Source organism: Peribacillus sp. NPDC096447 (genome assembly GCF_044762725.1).
Classification (GTDB): domain Bacteria; phylum Bacillota; class Bacilli; order Bacillales; family DSM-1321; genus Peribacillus.
In genome coordinates, this window is the sequence record NZ_JBIWEV010000002.1 from 267,005 (window position 1) to 286,905 (window position 19,901).

At 40.1% G+C, this 19,901-nt stretch carries 22 protein-coding genes; 7 read left to right on the top strand and 15 right to left on the bottom strand.

The window, feature by feature from the left end; translation table 11 throughout:
* Window positions 1–80 precede the first annotated feature (80 nt).
* The 3 genes from ACIQZD_RS08170 to ACIQZD_RS08180 all read right to left on the bottom strand — a co-directional run bounded on the left by ACIQZD_RS08170 (window position 81) and on the right by ACIQZD_RS08180 (window position 3,481).
* Window positions 81–1,058, bottom strand: a complete 978-nt coding sequence (locus ACIQZD_RS08170) for an alpha-ketoacid dehydrogenase subunit beta (RefSeq protein WP_034314063.1) — start codon at window positions 1,056–1,058, stop codon at window positions 81–83.
* A 3-nt stretch (window positions 1,059–1,061) separates the two neighbouring features.
* Window positions 1,062–2,177 (bottom strand): pyruvate dehydrogenase (acetyl-transferring) E1 component subunit alpha, encoded by a 1,116-nt coding sequence (gene pdhA, locus ACIQZD_RS08175; RefSeq protein ID WP_251538854.1) that lies wholly within the window; start codon window positions 2,175–2,177, stop codon window positions 1,062–1,064.
* A gap of 644 nt (window positions 2,178–2,821) precedes the next feature.
* Window positions 2,822–3,481, bottom strand: coding sequence for a YkyA family protein (locus tag ACIQZD_RS08180; protein ID WP_402900591.1), 660 nt, complete (start codon window positions 3,479–3,481; stop codon window positions 2,822–2,824).
* A gap of 214 nt (window positions 3,482–3,695) precedes the next feature.
* On the opposite strand from ACIQZD_RS08180, the gene ACIQZD_RS08185 reads away from it, so the two are divergent.
* Together ACIQZD_RS08185 and def are read left to right on the top strand one after the other, a co-directional pair.
* Entirely contained in the window at window positions 3,696–3,851 is a 156-nt protein-coding gene (locus tag ACIQZD_RS08185) for a YjcZ family sporulation protein (protein ID WP_289349395.1), read from the top strand.
* 240 nt (window positions 3,852–4,091) lie between these two features.
* Window positions 4,092–4,646, top strand: a complete 555-nt coding sequence (def, locus tag ACIQZD_RS08190) for a peptide deformylase (RefSeq protein ID WP_289349394.1) — start codon at window positions 4,092–4,094, stop codon at window positions 4,644–4,646.
* Window positions 4,647–4,695: 49 nt separating this feature from the next.
* Here def and ACIQZD_RS08195 read toward each other — a convergent pair whose 3' ends face one another.
* Complete coding sequence (locus ACIQZD_RS08195; protein ID WP_241590435.1) at window positions 4,696–5,463, bottom strand: Cof-type HAD-IIB family hydrolase; 768 nt, start codon at window positions 5,461–5,463, stop codon at window positions 4,696–4,698.
* Window positions 5,464–6,338: 875 nt separating this feature from the next.
* On the opposite strand from ACIQZD_RS08195, the gene ACIQZD_RS08200 reads away from it, so the two are divergent.
* Entirely contained in the window at window positions 6,339–6,548 is a 210-nt protein-coding gene (locus tag ACIQZD_RS08200) for a DNA-dependent RNA polymerase subunit epsilon (protein WP_402900600.1), read from the top strand.
* A 3-nt stretch (window positions 6,549–6,551) separates the two neighbouring features.
* Complete coding sequence (rnjA, locus tag ACIQZD_RS08205; protein WP_034314071.1) at window positions 6,552–8,222, top strand: ribonuclease J1; 1,671 nt, start codon at window positions 6,552–6,554, stop codon at window positions 8,220–8,222.
* 675 nt (window positions 8,223–8,897) lie between these two features.
* Here rnjA and ACIQZD_RS08210 read toward each other — a convergent pair.
* The 4 genes from ACIQZD_RS08210 to ACIQZD_RS08225 all read right to left on the bottom strand — a co-directional run bounded on the left by ACIQZD_RS08210 (window position 8,898) and on the right by ACIQZD_RS08225 (window position 12,540).
* Window positions 8,898–9,560 carry a potassium channel family protein gene (locus ACIQZD_RS08210; RefSeq protein WP_284702805.1) on the bottom strand — a complete coding sequence of 221 codons (663 nt, stop codon included), beginning with the start codon at window positions 9,558–9,560 and terminating at the stop codon, window positions 8,898–8,900.
* Window positions 9,561–9,620: 60 nt separating this feature from the next.
* Entirely contained in the window at window positions 9,621–10,745 is a 1,125-nt protein-coding gene (locus ACIQZD_RS08215) for an N-acetyldiaminopimelate deacetylase (RefSeq protein WP_137018995.1), read from the bottom strand.
* 75 nt (window positions 10,746–10,820) lie between these two features.
* Complete coding sequence (gene dapD / locus ACIQZD_RS08220; RefSeq protein WP_402900603.1) at window positions 10,821–11,531, bottom strand: 2,3,4,5-tetrahydropyridine-2,6-dicarboxylate N-acetyltransferase; 711 nt, start codon at window positions 11,529–11,531, stop codon at window positions 10,821–10,823.
* A 124-nt stretch (window positions 11,532–11,655) separates the two neighbouring features.
* Window positions 11,656–12,540: a transcriptional regulator CcpC gene (locus ACIQZD_RS08225; RefSeq protein WP_063231999.1), complete on the bottom strand. Its 885-nt coding sequence runs from the start codon at window positions 12,538–12,540 to the stop codon at window positions 11,656–11,658.
* Window positions 12,541–12,653: 113 nt separating this feature from the next.
* Between ACIQZD_RS08225 and ACIQZD_RS08230 the strand changes: the two genes are divergently transcribed.
* Window positions 12,654–13,391: a sulfite exporter TauE/SafE family protein gene (locus ACIQZD_RS08230; protein ID WP_402900607.1), complete on the top strand. Its 738-nt coding sequence runs from the start codon at window positions 12,654–12,656 to the stop codon at window positions 13,389–13,391.
* Window positions 13,392–13,430: 39 nt separating this feature from the next.
* On the opposite strand, the gene ACIQZD_RS08235 is transcribed toward ACIQZD_RS08230, so the two are convergent.
* The 4 genes from ACIQZD_RS08235 to ACIQZD_RS08250 all read right to left on the bottom strand — a co-directional run bounded on the left by ACIQZD_RS08235 (window position 13,431) and on the right by ACIQZD_RS08250 (window position 16,130).
* Window positions 13,431–14,924 carry an MDR family MFS transporter gene (locus ACIQZD_RS08235; protein ID WP_402902019.1) on the bottom strand — a complete coding sequence of 498 codons (1,494 nt, stop codon included), beginning with the start codon at window positions 14,922–14,924 and terminating at the stop codon, window positions 13,431–13,433.
* Between the two features lie 141 nt (window positions 14,925–15,065).
* Entirely contained in the window at window positions 15,066–15,506 is a 441-nt protein-coding gene (cbpB, locus tag ACIQZD_RS08240; RefSeq protein ID WP_063232001.1) for a cyclic-di-AMP-binding protein CbpB, read from the bottom strand.
* A gap of 122 nt (window positions 15,507–15,628) precedes the next feature.
* A complete protein-coding gene (locus ACIQZD_RS08245) occupies window positions 15,629–15,775 on the bottom strand; it encodes a hypothetical protein (RefSeq protein WP_094246583.1) in 147 nt (48 codons plus the stop codon).
* A gap of 115 nt (window positions 15,776–15,890) precedes the next feature.
* Window positions 15,891–16,130: a YkuJ family protein gene (locus tag ACIQZD_RS08250; RefSeq protein ID WP_034314086.1), complete on the bottom strand. Its 240-nt coding sequence runs from the start codon at window positions 16,128–16,130 to the stop codon at window positions 15,891–15,893.
* A 183-nt stretch (window positions 16,131–16,313) separates the two neighbouring features.
* Here ACIQZD_RS08250 and ACIQZD_RS08255 point away from each other — a divergent pair, with 183 nt between their 5' ends.
* Complete coding sequence (locus ACIQZD_RS08255) at window positions 16,314–17,273, top strand: MBL fold metallo-hydrolase (RefSeq protein ID WP_402900612.1); 960 nt, start codon at window positions 16,314–16,316, stop codon at window positions 17,271–17,273.
* 92 nt (window positions 17,274–17,365) lie between these two features.
* Window positions 17,366–17,599, top strand: a complete 234-nt coding sequence (locus tag ACIQZD_RS08260) for a glutaredoxin family protein (protein WP_061462251.1) — start codon at window positions 17,366–17,368, stop codon at window positions 17,597–17,599.
* 91 nt (window positions 17,600–17,690) lie between these two features.
* On the opposite strand, the gene ACIQZD_RS08265 is transcribed toward ACIQZD_RS08260, so the two are convergent.
* The 3 genes from ACIQZD_RS08265 to ACIQZD_RS08275 all read right to left on the bottom strand — a co-directional run bounded on the left by ACIQZD_RS08265 (window position 17,691) and on the right by ACIQZD_RS08275 (window position 19,865).
* Window positions 17,691–18,176: a DUF3993 domain-containing protein gene (locus ACIQZD_RS08265; protein WP_402900615.1), complete on the bottom strand. Its 486-nt coding sequence runs from the start codon at window positions 18,174–18,176 to the stop codon at window positions 17,691–17,693.
* Between the two features lie 181 nt (window positions 18,177–18,357).
* The gene (locus ACIQZD_RS08270; protein ID WP_137018849.1) at window positions 18,358–18,585 is read right to left on the bottom strand and encodes a hypothetical protein; all 228 of its coding nucleotides are present in this window, start codon (window positions 18,583–18,585) and stop codon (window positions 18,358–18,360) included.
* Between the two features lie 74 nt (window positions 18,586–18,659).
* Complete coding sequence (locus ACIQZD_RS08275) at window positions 18,660–19,865, bottom strand: EAL domain-containing protein (protein WP_241590442.1); 1,206 nt, start codon at window positions 19,863–19,865, stop codon at window positions 18,660–18,662.
* Between the last annotated feature and the right edge of the window lie 36 nt (window positions 19,866–19,901).

Sequence of the window (19,901 nt, forward strand, 5' to 3'; positions counted from 1 at the left end):
AATAAAGTCCTTTATCTTGCATTACCGTTAATGCAAAACTACTTTCCCAAGCAGGACATTCATTCCATTACTTAAGATTGTTAAAACTTCAAGACTTTCGTCGCCGTTTCAATAATGTCTTTATAATTAGGGAGCCATACTGTTTCAGCTTGTGAAAACGGGAATACCGTATCAGCAGCAGCCACTCGCAGTACTGGAGCATCCAAGCTTAAAATGGCACGTTCGTTAATTTCCGCTACAACATTCGCTGCTATACCAGCTTGCTTTTGTGCTTCTTGAACAACGATAGCGCGTCCTGTTTTTTCTACAGAAGCAATGATTGTATCGATATCCAATGGAGATACAGTCCGCAAGTCGACCACTTCGACGGAATGACCATCCTTAGCCAATTCCTCAGCTGCCTTGATGGATTCCTGCACCATCGCACCATACGTAATAATGGATAAATCCGTTCCTTCTCTTTTCACATCCGCTTTTCCTAATGGAATTGTATATTCTTCTTCAGGAACTTCCTGACGGAAAGAGCGGTACAATTTCATGTGCTCAAGGAAAATGACAGGGTCATTATCACGAATCGCAGAAATCAATAAGCCTTTTGCATCGTAAGGAGTGGAAGGGATAACTACTTTTAACCCTGGTTGCTGAGCCATTAAACCTTCTAAGCTATCAGCATGCATTTCCGGTGTATGCACTCCGCCTCCAAAAGGTGAACGAATTGTAACCGGTGCACTGTAACGTCCGCCTGAACGGTAGCGCATACGAGCAAGCTGACCGCTTACGGAATCCATTACTTCATATACGAATCCGAAGAATTGAATTTCAGGAACAGGACGGAAACCTTGTAAAGAAAGACCGACCGCTAATCCACCGATTCCAGATTCAGCAAGAGGTGTATCGAATACACGATCTTCACCGAATTCTTTTTGAAGATTTTCCGTTGCACGGAAAACTCCTCCATTAAGACCAACATCTTCCCCAAAAACGAGTACATTCTCGTCATTTTTAAGTTCTGTGCGTAATGCTTCTGTAATTGCTTGAATCATCGTCAATTGAGCCATGGCTTACTTCGACTCCTTCTCTTTATAAATTTCATATTGTTCTTTTAAGTTATAAGGCATTTCTTCATACATGATTTCAATTAGGTCTGTAACCTTTTGTTTTGGTTCTGCATCAGCCAATTTGATTGCTTCTTTAATATCGTCTTTAGCTTTTTCTATCGTTTCGTTTTCTAATTCTTCATTCCAAAGTTTTTTGTTTTCCAAGAACTTGCGGAAACGAACCAATGGATCTTTCAGTTCCCACTCGTTATCCATTTCGGAAGTACGGTAACGTGTCGGGTCATCCCCAGCCATCGTATGCGGACCATAACGGTAAGTTAATGTTTCAATCAATGTAGGGCCTTCACCATTGATTGCACGCTCACGTGCTTCTTTAACGGCTGTATAAACGGCCAACGCATCCATACCATCAACCTGGATTCCAGGAATACCTGCAGCCACACCCTTTTGGGCCAATGTTTTAGAGGCTGATTGCAAATCGACCGGTGTCGAGATTGCGAAACGGTTATTTTGCACGATGAAGATAGCTGGCGCTTTAAATGCACCTGCAAAGTTAATTCCCTCATAGAAGTCACCTTGTGAGGTTCCACCGTCACCCGTATATGTAATGGCAACAGCTTTTTTCCCGCGTTTCTTCAACCCAAGAGCCACTCCGGCAGCTTGGATATATTGAGCGCCGATAATGATTTGAGGGGAAATGACATTGACGTCTTCAGGAATTTGATTTCCTTTAAAATGTCCCCGGGAGAATAAGAATGCTTGCCAAAGCGGCAGACCATGCCAAACGATTTGCGGAACATCACGGTAACCAGGCAGAATGAAATCTTCTTTTTCCAAAGCATACTGGGAAGCGATTTGAGAAGCTTCTTGACCGGCAGTCGGTGCATAGAAACCTAATCTGCCTTGGCGGTTCAGTGATATGGAACGTTGATCCAAGATACGTGTATAAACCATACGACGCATTAATTCTTGCAATTGTTCATCACTTAAATCAGGCATAGCCGCTTCATTAACGACTTCTCCCTCTTCATTTAAAATTTGAAAAGTTTCAAATTGTTCTTCTACTTTCTTAAGCTGATCTTGAACATTAATTTTAGCTTGTTTAGTTTTTTGAGCCATTTGGCACCTCATCCTTTCATTAAAAAGGTTTGCTATTATTATTCTATAAAGCAAAAAAAGTTTGCTTTTTAGTTTCTTCAACAATTCATTCTTTTATTTTTCCCTTAAGACCAATCCCTCAAACGTGGATATGCTTAATATGTCTCAATCTTATTCTGTACCATAAAAAAAATCAAGGAAAATGATACAAGAATTTTTATAGATTAAGTTTACAAGATGAATTAACATCAAGTCAATCACTTGGAGTTCCTTATAATTTTGATTTAATAGAATTTCCAGCACTCAAACTTCTTCTCTGTATTAGTTTTCACTTTGCAACTGTACTATTAAAATTCACGTCTTTATCGATTTAAGGTTGGCGAAGGATAACATTTCAATTCCCCCGCATATCCCATCAATTCCAAAACCGCTTTAACTAAAGGCGTTTGAGGCTTCGGAATAATATTCCAAAAAAATGTTCAAACGCTTTCATATAACGCTGCTGTTAGATTTTTAATTATCGATTTTTTTTAGTACAGGTATAAAATCTCACATCAATCTGGTTACACAAAAAAAGATCATTCTAGAAATTTTCAGTCCATAAACGGATTGGATGGAATAAAATATGGGCTGTGATTGAGGATCACAGCCCATCATTATTTATATTACTTTGTTGAATCAGCCATTTCTATGCCGGAACTATCATAAAAACTTTCTTTTTTTTGATTTGATTTTTCCGTTAATGCATTAAATTCCTCATTCGCTTTTAAAACTTTTGTATAAGAAGTATTGATTTTCTCGATTTGCACTTGTAATTCATCCATTTTCAAATCCTCTTTTTTAAATAGTTCATATAATTCACGATCATAAGCCAGACTTTGTTGATAGGCATCATATAAATTATCGTAGGTGCTATAGCGCTCACTCATGACCTTTTTCATTTCAGTCGCTTCTTTTTTTATCTTTTCATCCTCTATTTTCCCGATTTGTTCGTCAATCTGATTGAATTGTTCTTTTGAGGATTGCATACTGCTTTGTTCCTTTTCAATTATTTCTTCCCTTTGGTCGATATTCTTGGTTGCTTCATCTGAGAGCTCGACGATCTGTTCATAATCATCCAATCCAAGTTTAATGATTTTCTCATATTTTTCTTTTTCTTTTTTCTCCAAATCATTAAGAGGCACTTGATTCTCGGTGAAATCACTTTCCTTTTCTGCAGTTTTCTCTAGGATTTTGTGGATTCTTTCTTCCGGTGAACCATTGAAACAACCAGTCAAGACCACTAAAGAAAGAAGTAAAATAACATATGGGCCAAAACGATTCAAAATAGACAGCTCCTTCTGATAATTCTTCGAAGTTTCATATTTCTCTAAATTCCCTTATAAGCCGCTGACACTTGTTACAATAATATTCCGAACAGGTTTTTTTCATTACTGGGCGCTAGCCTACACCCTTTAAACCATACTGCATAGGCTGTAGGGACCGTTTCAAATCAGAGTGGTCAGCATTTTAATAATACAAAAACGGAGGTATGAAATTATGTATGGAGGTTCCAACCAGGAATGTTGTTATCCGGTTTCCGTTTCACCCAGCTATGGTTATGGTGATGGTGGAGGCTGCGGCTTTGGAAGCGGCTTCGCCATAATCATTGTCCTGTTCATTTTGCTAATCATTGTCGGCGCGTGCTTATGCTAAGCAGGTAATTACTATTACCTTTACCCGAAAATGTTAACTATTTACCCTGATTCACAAAAAATGATTTATTTTTTTAAATAGACCTCAACAGGCAAATAAAATAATGGTTGGGATAGGAATTAATCGATTTGATTCCATCCCTTCCATTTTTCTTTCATTAGACCATCCATTAACTTTCAGCATTTTTTTTGTTAAAATAACCCTATACATATTATTAGAATTTTTATGGGGTGAAAGATTATGCTAACCATGGATGATTTTGTTAATGAAGACGATCCAATCTTAAGGCAAGTCGCGGTAGAGGTTCCGCTTCCGGCATCATATGAAGATAAACAACTTTTAGCCAGCCTGATGGAATATGTCCAAAACAGCCAGAAGCCCGATATTGCTGCTATATATGGGTTAAGGGCAGGAATTGGTTTGGCTGCACCTCAAGTGAATGTTTCAAAAAGGATGATTGCGGTTCATTTGAAAGAAAAAGATGATCAACTGTATAGCTATGCTCTTTTCAACCCTAAACTCATTAGCCATTCAGTGGAAAAAGCATACTTGACATCCGGAGAAGGCTGCCTTTCCGTAAATCGTCCCGTTTCAGGCTATGTGCCCCGTTATGCTCGAATAACGGTTGTGGGTACGGACCTGGAAGGAAAATCGGTTCAACTCCGCCTGAAAGGCATCGCAGCCATTTGCTTTCAACATGAAATCGACCACCTTAATGGAATCATGTTCTATGATCATATCAACCCGGAAGACCCTTATGCCATTCCGGAAAATTCTATTGCGGTGGAAAGGTAACGTAATAAGCAAAACCCCCGCCTGTTGGTTGACGGGGGTTTTGTTTTTTTTATATCAATTCAAGTTCCTTCAAACCAAAAAGTATGCCATCATCATCGACATCCTTCGTTACAAAGTCGGCCTCTTGCTTCACAAGTTGACCGGCATTCCCCATTGCCACGCCATATCCCGCTACTTTTAACATCTCTATATCATTCAAGCCATCTCCAAAGGCGTAAACATCCTCCAGAGCAAACCCGACTTTTTCCATTAATATTTTAATGCCTTCAGCTTTTGAACCCCCGAATGGAAGTACATCCGTCGAATACTCATGCCATCTAATGAAGTGAAAGTCATCATAATTCCCAACAAAGTTCCCTTCTTCATCTTCCGAGCAGAATAACAAGGCTTGGTATATATCATGGTCCTCATAAAAATCTGCCACATGTTCAGGATGGGGAAACTTCAGGCTGCTTAATGCCTCTTCAATTCGGCTATGATGAGGAACACTCGATTTCATTGTCTCCTCATTCATGAAAACGATCGGGATTTCATTATTTTCAGCATGTTCGTGGAGCCGTTTTATCTCAGGTATGCTCAAAGGGTTTTTATAAACGACTTTCCCTTCAAAAACAACGTATTGTCCATTGAAACTTACGAATGTATCGATGCCAAGCTCTTCCCTTAAGGACTCGAACATGAACGGAGCCCTTCCTGTGGCAATCGCTACAAAAACCCCGCTATCCTGCAGTTGCTTAATGGCTTTTTTTGTTGAAGCAGGTAACTTTTTTTCATGATCAAGCAATGTTCCGTCAATATCAAAGAATACGATTTTCACTAACGATTCACTTCCAATTCATTCATTTTTTCCTTTTTTAATATGTACCCATTTAATAATTGTCATCAAGATAAGTCAAGTAACTCTACCGGATCCAACTCAAAGTTACGTTTTTTATTCGGGAATGGGCATATACTATTGTTAATCAGAAACCAGCTAAGGCTACTTCTCCCACACTTCCTGCCTCTAAAATCCCAGTTGCTAGTTTGAATGAGCCTTTTTTTTCAAAAATGGGCCAAGTACCTGTAAAGACGTATTTACATTATTGAATAATCCTATACAATAATAATTAAGGGAGCGTGATCGCCATGTTAAAAAAGCTTCGTAAAAAGCTTGTTAAACAGTGGAATGATCTTTTAAGAAAAAAAACTATCGCATGATTTGCCACTCATTCCTGCCTTGGCCGTCATCCATATGCGAATTTTTTTCGGACAGCCCTTCAAAAACTTGCGGAGGGCTTCTTCCTTGTTGTAAAGTTCTTGTTAAGCATTCTTTCTATCTTGGCTTTTATATGGTCAGGTGAATACATATTTCAATCAAAATATGAGTCATTGTCTTTTCATGAAACGCTGTGCACATTGATGCTAATTAATTTAGAAAGAAATCGTTTACGAAAAAAAGATCCCATGATTTAAGTTTTACACATGGCAAAAACGGATAGGATATAAGATAGAGGAAGCTACAATCGGATTGATACCAGAATCTTCCATCTATTTTTTATATACTTTTAGACATTGGTATATTTAATTCATCAAACCCCTTCCGTTTTTATGGCGGAGCTGGGTTTATTTTTACATGATGTTGAAAAACATGAAAAAATTGTTGTTTTTATATATAATGAAAAAAGCAATGCAAACAAGTGAGGAGAGATTAAAATGGTTTTTAAGGTATACTATCAAGTAACCATATCAGAGGTTCCCATCAGGGAGAATACTAAAACAATGTTTGTCGAAGGTGAATCCGTTCGTGACGTTCGTTTAAAATTAAAAAATGAACCTTATAACGTAGAAATCGTACTACCCGTAACCGGAGCATATTTAGAATATGAAAAACAAAATGAAGATTACAAAGTATTGGAGCTATAATTTATGAAATTTGTAAAAAACGATCAAACAGCTGTATTCGCCCTGGGCGGTTTAGGCGAAATCGGTAAGAACACATATGCTGTTCAGTTTCAAGATGAAATCATCATCATTGATGCTGGAATTAAATTTCCTGAAGATGAACTTCTCGGTATTGACTATGTGATTCCAGATTACAGCTATTTAGAGAAAAATGTAGATAAAATCAAAGGCGTTTTCATTACCCATGGCCATGAGGACCATATTGGCGGGATTCCTTATTTACTTAGAAAAGTGAATGTCCCTGTATACGGCGGGAAGCTGGCACTTGGACTGCTTCGTAATAAATTGGAAGAACACGGCCTTTTACGTCAGACAACCATGATTGAAATCAGTGAAGATGAAGTGATCAAGTTCCGGAAGACGTCCGTTTCTTTCTTCCGCACAACTCACAGTATCCCTGATTCTTATGGGATCGTCGTTAAAACGCCACCTGGACAAATTGTCCATACTGGTGATTTTAAATTCGACTTCACACCAGTGGGCGAGCCTGCTAACCTGACCAAGATGGCGGAAATCGGTAAAGAAGGCGTATTGTGCTTACTCTCGGATAGCACAAATAGTGAAGTGCAGAACTTTACTATGTCCGAAAGCCGTGTCGGCGATACCATTCAAGATATTTTCCGTAAGGTTGACGGCCGGATCATTTTTGCAACGTTTGCATCAAACATTCATCGCCTTCAGCAAGTTGTGGAAGCAGCCGTGGCTAACGGACGCAAAATAGCCGTTTTTGGCCGGAGCATGGATTCAGCCATATCAATTGGACAAGATCTTGGTTATATCGTAGCGCCTAAAGATACATTTATTGATGTACAGCAATTGAATCGCATGCCTGCGAATAAAGTAACCATCCTTTGTACAGGCAGCCAAGGGGAACCAATGGCAGCCCTGTCGCGCATAGCGAATGGCACTCACCGCCAAATTCAAATTATCCCTGGTGATACTGTCGTATTTTCTTCTTCACCTATCCCAGGTAACACAATCAGTGTTTCCAGAACGATCAATCAATTATATCGTGCAGGAGCAGACGTCATTTCAGGTCCTTTGAATGACATTCATACATCAGGGCATGGCGGACAGCAGGAACAAAAGCTAATGCTTCGTTTGATAAAACCAAAATTCTTCATGCCGATCCATGGTGAATACCGTATGCAAAAACTTCATGCCCGCCATGCAGTCGATTGCGGAGTTCCTGAAGAAAATTGCTTTATCATGGATAATGGTGAAGTTCTTTCCTTAAGTGAAAACACAGCACAAATCGCTGGTAAAATCCCTTCAGGTTCGGTTTATATCGATGGAAGCGGCATCGGGGATATCGGTAATATCGTTCTTCGAGATCGTCGGATTCTTTCCGAGGAAGGTCTTGTCGTAGTCGTTGTCAGCATCAATATGAAGGAATTCAAAATTGCATCAGGTCCTGACATCATTTCACGCGGATTTGTTTATATGAGAGAATCAGGAGACCTGATCAGTGATGCTCAATCCTTGATCACCAAGCATTTAAATAAGGTGATGGATCGCAAAACTACACAATGGTCTGAAATCAAAAATGAAATTACAGACACTCTATCTCCATTCCTATATGAAAAAACTAAACGCCGTCCGATGATCCTGCCGATCATCATGGAAGTGCAATAAATAATAGAAGCCCAGCCATTGATGGCTGGGCTTTTTTTGTTTAGGTTTGTAAATCTCGAACGTTGAATTCCACTCCAGGCACTCGCTTTCCGCGGGCGGTCCGGGAGCCTCCTCGGCACCTTAGCGCCTGTGGGGTCTCCCTTGGACGCGTACTCCCTCCAGGAGTCTATTCCAATCAACTTTGTTTTAACAGTTAGATAGAACTCCTTTTGCCTACAGTCTTTTTTGTTTTAAAAATGGAAAGCTTCCGAAAGTAAACTGATAAGTAGCATGTATTTGTTGATTCCACACATTGGAAAGCCAGTGCCGGAAACACGAACCTATCAAGTACGCAGAAAAAAATCAAAATATACAGTACAAATCATCCAAACCAATTTGTGCGACTTGGTCACTTTTTTCACAGTGTACAAGATCATCTGTGTCATTATGTAGATGTAAAACCTATATATGCGAAACGCAAAGAAACAATATTGCGTGTACTCGAGATGCAAAAGATAAAGAATGGTTTTCGCAGTACTACTACTTAAGGGAATTAAAAAATTGTCGATGCAGGCTATTCTCTATAACTACTTCAAATCCAATCAAAAAACAAAAAGGTTTCGGAATGAGACCATTCCGAAACCTTTTTGTTTTCCTTTGATAAAAGCCGCTGCTCGATTTTAGCAGGACGCTTACTTATTCCACAATTTTTTTTTCAAAGCGATTGATGTCCGAATCCGCGCCGATGACGATCAATATATCACCCTTATGAATTAAATCGCTCGCTTGTGGGGAGACATTTATTTCGTTCCCTCTTTTGATCGCGACGATATTCAGCCCATAGTGAGCACGGATATCAAGGTCAAATATCGAGTTTCCATTCATCTTTTGGCTGGCAACAATTTCGACGATGGAGTGTTCATCAGAAAGCTCCAAATAATCGAGAATATTATTGGAGACGATATTATGGGCTATCCTTCTTCCCATATCTCGTTCGGGGTGCACGACAAAGTCGGCCCCGATTTTCCGGAGAACCTTCTCATGATAATCATTTTGCGCTTTAACCGTTACATTTCCGACACCCAATTCCTTCAGCATGAGGGTCGTCAATATACTAGCTTGAATATTCTCGCCAATCGCTACAATGACGTGATCAAAATTACGAATACCTATGTTTCTCAGCACATTTTCATCCGTCGTATCCCCTACAACGGCATGTGAAGCTATCCTGGCAAATTCATTCACTCGATCTTCGTCAGCATCGATGGCCAGAACCCCTAATCCTTCTTCAGCTAATGTCCTGACTATGCTGCCGCCAAAACGGCCAAGTCCAATCACCGCAAATTCTTTTTTCACAATAAGCCCTCCAACGTGATTCGTTCTCTCTTTAGAGCATGTTCTGTACTGAAAAGCATTTTTTTACGCTTCGCTTCCTTTAAACGTTATATATTCCGTTAAGTGATTGATTGCGAGTTCAATCGCTTTTTCATCAGGACTTAACTTGGCGTGGTGCAATCCGTATTCCGATGAAACCCCCAGCCAGAACATGAATCCTGGAATCTCCTTTAACATATATCCAAAATCTTCACCAGTCATCGCTTCAGTACAACAATGTAAATGAACAGCATTTGACTTCTCTGTAAATTCCATGAATTCCCGGGTCAACCGTTCTTCATTATATACCTGGTGATACATCGCTCCATAGTCGATATCAGCCAAGCACTCATATCCCACTTGTATACCATCCACAAGCGCTTTTATTCTTGACTTGACCTTTACCATCGATTCGGGGTTAAGGGTGCGTATTGTGCCTTCTAACCGCGCTGTCTCCGCAATAATGTTTTGAACGGTGCCACCAGTAATCTTCCCAACTGTAATGACAGCTGAATCAAGTGGATTGACATTCCTTGAAACGATTGTTTGCAGCTGACCTACAAGCGAGCAGGCCGCAATGACCATGTCATTTGTTTCATGCGGATAGGCTGCATGCCCTCCTTTCCCCCTCAAATCGATGAATAATTCAGATGTATTGGCAAATAGAAGCCCTTCTTTAACGGCAATCGTACCAACTGGATACTCTGGAGCAATATGTAAAGCAAGGATCATATCCGGCTTCCATTTTTTCATGGTTTCCGATTTAAGCATTGGTTCAGCTCCTCCAGGCCCCTCTTCTGCAGGCTGGAAGATGAATAGCAAGTCATCATCAATCGGATTTTCAGTGAAATATGTCAATAGCCCCAAACCTATGCTCATATGAAAATCATGACCGCAGGCATGCATATATTCCTCGTGGTTGGATGCGAACGGCAATCCGGTTTCCTCTTTTATCGGCAGACCATCAATATCAGCCCGATAGCCAATAGTTTTTCGCGGATTCCTTCCCTTCACTTTCACGAATATCCCAGTCCGCCAAGTTTCGATTTCCATTCGCTCCTGGGCAAGATTCGTTATGTAATTCAGTAGGTATTGCTGCGTCTTGAATTCCTTGAATCCTATCTCCGGTATTTGATGCAAATCACGCCGGATCTCGGCAAAAGGATTTATTTTCACATTATTCCCTCCCTATACAGAAAGCGTGGATATATTTATCCACGCTTCAGGCAATATTCACTAAAGAAATTAAAGTTGACGAAGTTCTTGCATGATTTCTGTTTTTGATTTTGTTTTTTCGTCAATTTGTTTAATTACCCTCGCCGGGATACCAGCAGCCACGGAGTATGGAGGAACGTCTTTCGTTACAACTGCACCAGCCGCCACAACGGAACCTTCACCGATTTTGACACCTTCCAGTACGACCGCATTGGCTCCGATTAACACATCATCTTCCAAAATGACCGGTTGTGCGGAAGGCGGCTCGATGACACCTGCTAAAACGGCACCTGCACCTACGTGACAGTTTTTGCCCACTGTTGCACGTCCGCCAAGTATTGCGTTCATGTCGATCATTGTACCTTCACCGATAACAGAACCAATATTGATTGATGCACCCATCATGATGACTGCGTTGTCTCCAATGGATACTTGGTCACGGATTATTGCGCCAGGCTCGATACGGGCTTTGATGCCTTTTAGGTCCAATAAAGGAATGGCAGAGTTACGACGATCATTTTCAACTACATAATCCTCGATTTTTGTTCCTGCTGCCTTGATTGCTTCTTCGACTTCAGACCACTCACCGAATACAACCCCAGTATTTCCTGTAATGAAAGTTTTAGAAGCTGGACCAAAATCCATGCCTTCTAAATCGCCTTTCACATATACCTTTACAGGTGTAGATTTTTTACTATTTGAGATAAAAGAAATAATTTCGTTTGCATCCATTTTATTCATTCCGGGTAAACCTCCTAAATATGTATCATTACTCGTTTTAAATTTACCAGACAACAGCCTGCAAGACAAGTTGAATGTCACTCTTATATATTATTCTGCCCTATTGACATTTTCGTAGGCGGATCTATAACATTCCTTGGTCGCGAATATGCTCTTTCACCACTTCCGTGAATGCCTGGACTTGCTTTAACTGGAAGGCAGATTCATAGCCGCAAAGCCATGTATCACGTTCGATTGAGTGGTTATGCCCATCCAATAGAGGGATTTTAAAAACATTCGTATCTTTATCATGTAAAGTGATGGCTGGCAGGATCGCATATCCTATACCATTAAACACCATTTGTTTGCATGTTTCGATTTGGTCCACGACTATGGTGTTTTTTGGGGTCGTTTTGAATTGCCGATGCCACCAGTCCTGGATTTCCTGGTAATAATTCGAATCGCTTTTAAACTGAATGAATGGCCGGTCCGTTTCGAACACTTGATTCAGTTCCTTCATTTCAGTATCCACCAAATAAAGCATATCCGTGAATAAATGCTGTTTTACCCCTTTCCAATCCGGGGCTCCCCTTATGATGCCAATATGCACTTGCCCTTCATACAAAGACTTTAAAATCTCACTGCTCCAGCCAGTGATCAAGGAAATTTTGGCATACGGGTATTTTTGGACGAACTTTTTCAATACTTGCGGCAGCCAATTTTGACCGACAATCGAGGCGCAGGCTATTTTCAAAGTGCCATATACTTCATGGTCCATAGCTTGGATACTTTCCCTGACCTTTTCTTCTTTTTCTATAACTTCATTGGCCAAACGAATTACCGCTTCACCTGCTGGCGTCAGTGACAGCCCTTTTTGTGAACGCAAAAACAGTTTCGAGCCCCAATCCTTTTCTATTGATTGTAAACGCTGAGATAAAGCTGGCTGGGAAACGAACAGCCGCTCAGCCGCTTTTCTCATATTCATTTCCTGAGCAAGCACGGATAATAAATGAAATTCTGAAAATGACATACACACCAACCTCTTGATAATCAAATCTTATCATGATGAATTAATTTATTTAAATTTTATTATCAACAAAGTCGGCTTATAATACAAGAGAAAAGAAACGGAGTGGATATTCTTTGACGATCATTTTATTGCTTGTCATCAGTTTTGCAGCATCCTTTGTCGGCACATTGGCCGGAAGCGGCGGTCTTATCGGCATGCCATCCCTTCTGTTGATAGGTTTACCCATCCACCAGGTTATTGGTTCAGTCAAGTTTTCCAATATGTTTTCTTCTTTTTCCAGTTTTTATATTTTACTCAAGAAGAAACAGTTAAAATTGAAGGATGCCCTCCAGTTAATCCCATTTGCCCTTTTCGGTGGCTTTTGTGGCGGGCTGCTTGCTAATTCATTCTCTGAAAAGGCGATGAATATATTGGCCATCTGTCTTTTGACTGTCGCTTTGATCATGAATTTCATAAAAAAACCGAAACCTTCCGATGAAACGGATTGGCATCTCCCGAAAAAAGTTTATCCATCCCTATTCGGAATCAGTGTCTATGACGGAATGTTCGGACCGGGACAGGCAACCATGCTCATGTATACCTTTTTAAGAAATGGTGCCACCTACCTTCAATCTCTGGCTTTTACTAGATTCCAAACTTTCATTAGCTGTACAGCTGCATTCATCACCTATTTCCTTGCCGGTAACATTGCCTGGGAGATCGCCATTTATTACACGATCGGTTCCCTGATCGGATCACAGCTGGCCCTGCGGGTGGCTCAAAAAATCTCCACTCGACAATTGAAATTCATTTTACATTCGGTCACGATCGCATTATTGATTCAATTGATCATCAGAGTCGCATTTCCTTAAAAAAAGGCAAACTCCATTTATAGAGACTGCCTTTTTTTCCTATGCCTTCTTATTCTTTCTTAGTCTCGTAAGTAACAGGAAGCTGATTATAGAGAAGACTAGAACGATGAGATAAATCGTCTGCAGTGACAATGTAAGTCCTTCCTGTAGAACCTTCACCACATTTTCAGGAAGCGAAATGCGTTCTTCACTGTTCAACAGTTTGTTAGCCGTATTTATCGTCACTCCCGAGCCGGCAGGCGCATGCTCGTTCAAATAGGCTTGAAGTCTCATATTCATGATTCCTCCAAGTAATGCGGCTCCTACCGTATTACCTAAATTACGCATGAACATATTGGAAGCTGTCGCAATGCCCCTGCGTTCCCAGCTGACTGTTTTTTGAATGACGACAATGAATGAGGTAGAAGTCAACCCCATGCCTACACCGACAAAGAATGATCCCATGGCAGCAATCAGGGGCCCAGCCTCCGGCTTCATCCATACTAGGATCAAACTCCCAAGGACCAATGAGCACCCTCCAAGGAGGGAGGTTGATTTGAATCCTATTTTCATCAATAACCTGCCTGAAACCATTGATGCGATCGGCCAGCCAATCGACATGGCTGTCAGTGTAAAACCAGCTACCGTGGGCGAGCGCTCCATCACGCCCTGAACGAATGTCGGGAGGAAACTTGATAATCCAATCATCATCACCCCTGTCGTCAGGGATACAAGGTTCGCAATCAGAATCGAACGCTCCTGCCAAATTTCAAATGGCATCATCGGTTCGGCCGCTTTCTTTTCCTGAAGGATGAATAAGATAAAGGTGATGATCGCCACTAATGCCAAGGATATGACCGGAGCTGAAGCCCATGACCATTTCACTCCTCCTTCTACGAGTATCACCATAAGAGTGGATATGGATAACGTCAATAGCGCTGCACCCAGGTAATCGATATCACGTTTTTTCTTTTCGATTTTTTCATGAAGGAAAAACCAAATCCCAATAAAAGATAATAAGCCCAAAGGAACATTAACCCAGAAGACAAGCTTCCAAGTCAGGGATTCAACGAGCAAGCCGCCCAAAGCGGGTCCCATGACCGCTGAAATGCCCCAAACGCTCGATAGATACCCTTGAACGCGGGCCCTCTCTTCATTTTTATAGATATCACCAATAATCGTCGAAGCTACAGGAGCTACAGCCCCCGCCCCGAAACCTTGTACAAAGCGGTAAATGATGAGTTCCGTCATAGATTCGGCAAAGCCGCAAAGAAGGGAGCCAATTAAAAAGACAACGATTCCAAATAATAAGACTGGTTTTCTCCCGAGAATATCCGATAGCTTTCCATAAATCAAGACTGTTACGGCGTTCATTAGCAAATAACTTGAAAACACCCAGCTGTAAAGTGAAAAACCACCTAAATCACTTACAATGGCTGGCATTGCCGTCGAAACGATCGTTCCTTCAATAGCATTCATAAACATAGCCAACATGATGGCAGCTAATATGAAGGGACGTTTCAATTTTTTATTCTGCACTTTTGCACTATCCATTGCTTGGCCCAATTCCCGCATCCTCCCCTTAGACCTTAATTGTTTTTATAGACTTTACCCCTAGCTGGGTCGAATATGTAAAAAAACAAGAAAACTCGCCAACTGGCGAGTCTTGAGGTTAACCATCATTTTATGCCTTGCTTATTTATCAGGTGTATTTTGTTTAAATACCTTTTTTAAGATTGCCCTTCTCGTTAAGATACCTTCAAATACATGTTCGTCATTCTCTACACAGACAAACGGATGATCAATCAACAATTCCACACCCTTGGTCAATGTATCTTCAATATGCAGGCGAGGTATCTCTATATTCATTATTTCGGAAACTTTTTTATTCTCAAGATTATCAAATTCAATTCGTTCCAGTCCCAAGATTGAATCAAGAATGACTGGTGTGCTAATTAAACCATGCAATTTATACATCGGATCTAACACAGGAATGGCCGTATAACCGCTCTTTGTTAATACCAATAGTGCATGTTCTAAATTATTGGTTACCTGCACGTGGGCCACGCGTTCAGAAGAAATCATTAAGTCTTTAACGCTGGATTCCAATAAATCCCCATCATGAGTACCGATCATGTTAAAACCCCTTACCATATGTTTTTATATACAGCTCTTTCTATAGTTTAACATATGTAAGCAGAAAAGGCTCATTCCTAGACCAATAAAATCCCAAACGGCGGGATTTCCGCAAGAGATCCTTAGCCCTTACTTGTTTTGATGTTAACCTGTTTAAAACCGCATTCCGGGCATTGATAAATCACATTTTGGTTGGATTGTGCCGTTAATACATTTTCCATTTCCCTTTCCTCACCGCATTCCGGGCATATTACCATTGGATTTTTCATTTACATCCCTCCAATTAATAAGATGTGGTAAAAATCACTACTTCATTCAAGTAAAAATTGACTGGTTCACAATAAAAAAGCCGCTTCCAATGGAAGGCGGCTTTTTGTGATTTTTTTAAGATTGAAGAAGATCAAAGATTTCAATGGTAATCATATCAATATTATCAAATTGATATTTAGATGATTTCCCTTTATCACTGTATACTTCAAGCTCGAACATTTCTGTTTTGCTGAAATATGTAACCTGGCACTTTTTCACACCATCTATTTCAAAAAAACGTTGAGCAGATTCAGATTCCTTCGCTTGCTCTTGAAGACTTTTCAATCTGGTAAGGATGCCCTGTAATTGAGACATACTCCCTCTCCTTTCTGAATAAAACCTTTTCGCTAGGTTTCACTATACCATACTTTTCTATCCAGTAGCCACGCTGAAATAAATTCAGAATAATTTAAAACTTCATTCTTTACATGGCACTATTAACAGAATAAAATAAGGAATGGATTTTGTACATGAAAAATTTTCTGGGGGTAGATTCTGTTGCAAAACATTAGTGAGCTTGGATATCGCATTTCATTGATTGATGGTTTTGATTTGGATAGAAGAAATCGTACAGGAACATATGTAATTGCCGATGAAGACATCACCTTAGTCGAAACTTCTGCCAGCCCTTCCATCCCCCACTTAATGAAGGGGCTCGAACATTTGGGAATCGCCCTCGAAGATATTACATATATCATTCTTACCCATATTCATTTGGACCATGCAGGCGGAGCTGGACTTTTTTTACAGCATTGTCCGAATGCGAAAGTGATCGTCCACCCGAAAGGTGCACGGCATCTAGAAGATCCAACACGTTTGATCGCTGGGGCTAAAGCAGTCTATGGTGAAGAATTCAACAAGCTTTTCGATCCGATATTACCTATTCCATTAGATAGAATCCTGACTAAACATGATAGGGAATCGCTAAAAACAAGTGAAAATTCCAAGTTGACCTTTTATGACACGCCAGGACATGCAAACCATCATTTAAGCATTTTCGATTCAGTTTCAAAAGGGATGTTTTCAGGTGACACCGTAGGCATCTATTATCGTGAACTCGATGAAGAAGGTTTGGAATTTTACTTACCGTCCACATCGCCAAACCAATTTAATCCCGATGCGATGCTTGCTGCAGCGGAATTGTATGAAAGCATCGGCGTCGAACGTATATATTTTGGTCATTACGGGGTATCGGAAAATCCTAAGGAAGTGTATAAACAACTTCATTACTGGCTGCCTAAATTCGTGGAGACTGCCAAATCGGCATATAGGGAATATGCTAGCTTCGAGGAACAAGTGGCAGCAACCAGTAAAAATATTTACACGGAGGTCGCTGTTCATTTAGGCGAAAAAGGAATCACCGCTGATCATCCTGTTTTTGATATCATTGCCATGGACCTGAACGTTTGTTCCATGGGATTGATAGACTACCTGATAAAACGGGAAAAAGATCGGTAGAATGGTCCTTAAGTTTTTTTCCTATTCAAATGTCTCGGCATTCTCTATAATGAAAAAGTAAACCTTACCTAAAGCATACATGGAGGAATGAAATGAAAGACGTTACGCTCTATACCCAACCTGATTGCCCTCCCTGCAAAATCATGAAAATGTTCTTTGATGATAATAATGTCGTATACAAAGAAAAAGATATTAAAGCGGATGGACATGCACGAAAAGAACTAACGAATAAATATGGCGCCTATTCCACACCGACGGTCGTCATCGATGGGAAAGCCATTATTGGTTTTGAATTGGACGAAATTAAAAAAGAACTGAATATATAACAAAAAGTCCAGGGAAGGCTGTAACCTTCCTTGGACTTTTTCATTTCAGCCTCCATACTTTTCAGCTTTGAAGGACTTTCCTCTAAATCCCTTATTTTATTTTTTCACTTCCATACTTTACGTCCATTATCTTCCAAACTCCATTTTCCTTTTTCAAAGTAACTGATTCAACATGTTTTTCCATCGATACAGGTCCGTCCCCTGTGTCCTGGAATTCCTCCTGAACATAAATGAAATCACCGTTTTTCCCATATATAATTTCCGTATTTTTGTCGTAGCTGAAAAATGTGATATAATATGGAGCGAAATCTGATCCAAATGCGGTATAACCGCCATCAACTTTCACTACATTCGCTTGGACGAACTTCTTGATGAAATCATCTGTGAAATGTTTATCCAACTTCCCTTCAATCGCTTCCTTAGTACGTACTTCCTCACTGATCGAGCCTTGATTTTCCATGGCATCCTGTACTAAGGATAATACTTCCTCTCTATGTAAGCCCTCCGCTGAAGCAGTGAACCCTCCACTTAAAAATAGAAGGATACTGGCAAGACATGCAACTAAATATTTACTCATTACAATCATCTCCTAGTTATAGAATTTCTCCTAATGATTCGGATTTTTGCCCATGTCTTTCAATACCCGTCCAGATCAAAGCCAAACTACAAAATCACATTCTCCGTTAGACCTTGAAACCATTGCCCATTCTTCACAATAAAAAAGAAGATTTCATGATATTGAAATCTCCTTTTCACAATTATCGAAAAGCATAGTAAAAAATAAAACCGGCAACCAAAATCGTCCCAACTAAAAGAGAAACGAATATCGGGTTCTTTAAATAAGGATGTTCTTTAACTGAATCATCGATAGTCGAATCATATCTGGCTTTCACTTTCTGTGCCCTTGCCACAGAATAAGTATAAAATAGCAGATATAACGCCATGACTGTAACGATTATGATTAGAATCCAGATGTACGTGCTCAAAATATGTCTCCTCCAAGCGCATCATTTCTGCTTATCGTTACACATTTAAAGCGATTATATTCATGAATCGTTTTTTATAATAGTGCTTCATTTTCATATAAATAACTATAAGAAAGATCACAGAAAATGTATTCCTTATTATTCAGGGGATATGAAAAGGTCCGAATGGTTTCTCCCGTTTCGATATCACTGTATAAATCGGATAGTATTCCTGTTTTCCGATTACGCATCTTTACGATATTTTCGAGAAAATAAGGTCTCCAGCTCCAATTTTTATTCATATAGCTCGGTTGGACTAACCATTGCCCGTCCTTATGGAGGATATTGGGAGATTTTTGATACCCCTCTTCATCACAAATATAAAGCCGGAAACATACGGAATCCAACTTTTTCGCCAAAACTCCGAGAAACTCTTCATGGGAGCCGGCCCGCTTATGCTGTTTTAAGAAGTTTTGCATATTCTCATTGAATTGCAAAGTCTTTTGATAAACGGCTTCAAGCTTCTTGGTCTCTAAAGAAATGAAAGACTGACATTCTTGATGGAATTTTTCACGAAGTAAATCTTTATTAATGAACTCGCCTTCCGGTTTCGCCAAAAAATACCCTTGATAATATCGTCCCCCATTCTTCCATGCAAAGCGAAGCTGGTATTCGGACTCAATGTTTTCAAATAGTAAATTGGCGCCGATTTTTCGTGCAAGCATGCTTAGAGAAAACAGGATGACCTGATAGGCATCTCCACCTGAAATGCGAAGCTGGTCCAGGTTAACTTTTAAAATATTCGGAGAAATCTGTGCGATTCGGTCCAATTGCGTATCTTCCCCTAAATGATCTAAAGCTATCTTAATCCCATATGTTTTAAAGTAAGCAAGCACATGCTGCAAAGGATCTAAGTTTTCCGGACTGATCGTGTCTGATAATTCCAGCACGATCCGGTGCATTTCCTCCGGTTGAAAATGACGATGTAAAATCTCCATGAATTCTTCGCCATGATCCAGCATAAGCAAATTAGGATCTCTGTTGATAAAGATAAGAAAATCTTCACCATAGTCTTTTATTCTCTCCAAAGCAATTTCAAGTACGTAATTATCCACTTCCACCCTATACTCTTCCGGCACTGCAGAATCGTGAAAAAAAGGGCCAAGGCTTTTATATTCCGCTTGTTCCTCATAGCGCCCTAGAATTTCATACCCGATTACCTGATGTTGATCTGCACTGAAAATCGGTTGAAAGAATGGTGTCACCTTGTCTAAATTCTTTAATATCTTTTCTGTATCCATGATGCATCTTCCCCCTAATTACGAAAACACCAATAT

Coding starts and splice junctions, on each gene's coding strand:
- ACIQZD_RS08170 (WP_034314063.1), bottom strand. CDS start 1,058: ATGGCTCAATTGACGATGATTCAAGCAATTACAGAAGCATTACGCACA.
- pdhA (WP_251538854.1), bottom strand. CDS start 2,177: ATGGCTCAAAAAACTAAACAAGCTAAAATTAATGTTCAAGATCAGCTT.
- ACIQZD_RS08185 (WP_289349395.1), top strand. CDS start 3,696: ATGTATGGAGGTTCCAACCAGGAATGTTGTTATCCGGTTTCCGTTTCA.
- def (WP_289349394.1), top strand. CDS start 4,092: ATGCTAACCATGGATGATTTTGTTAATGAAGACGATCCAATCTTAAGG.
- ACIQZD_RS08200 (WP_402900600.1), top strand. CDS start 6,339: ATGGTTTTTAAGGTATACTATCAAGTAACCATATCAGAGGTTCCCATC.
- rnjA (WP_034314071.1), top strand. CDS start 6,552: ATGAAATTTGTAAAAAACGATCAAACAGCTGTATTCGCCCTGGGCGGT.
- dapD (WP_402900603.1), bottom strand. CDS start 11,531: ATGAATAAAATGGATGCAAACGAAATTATTTCTTTTATCTCAAATAGT.
- ACIQZD_RS08225 (WP_063231999.1), bottom strand. CDS start 12,540: ATGTCATTTTCAGAATTTCATTTATTATCCGTGCTTGCTCAGGAAATG.
- ACIQZD_RS08235 (WP_402902019.1), bottom strand. CDS start 14,924: ATGGATAGTGCAAAAGTGCAGAATAAAAAATTGAAACGTCCCTTCATA.
- cbpB (WP_063232001.1), bottom strand. CDS start 15,506: ATGATCGGTACTCATGATGGGGATTTATTGGAATCCAGCGTTAAAGAC.
- ACIQZD_RS08245 (WP_094246583.1), bottom strand. CDS start 15,775: ATGAAAAATCCAATGGTAATATGCCCGGAATGCGGTGAGGAAAGGGAA.
- ACIQZD_RS08250 (WP_034314086.1), bottom strand. CDS start 16,130: ATGTCTCAATTACAGGGCATCCTTACCAGATTGAAAAGTCTTCAAGAG.
- ACIQZD_RS08260 (WP_061462251.1), top strand. CDS start 17,366: ATGAAAGACGTTACGCTCTATACCCAACCTGATTGCCCTCCCTGCAAA.
- ACIQZD_RS08265 (WP_402900615.1), bottom strand. CDS start 18,176: ATGAGTAAATATTTAGTTGCATGTCTTGCCAGTATCCTTCTATTTTTA.
- ACIQZD_RS08275 (WP_241590442.1), bottom strand. CDS start 19,865: ATGGATACAGAAAAGATATTAAAGAATTTAGACAAGGTGACACCATTC.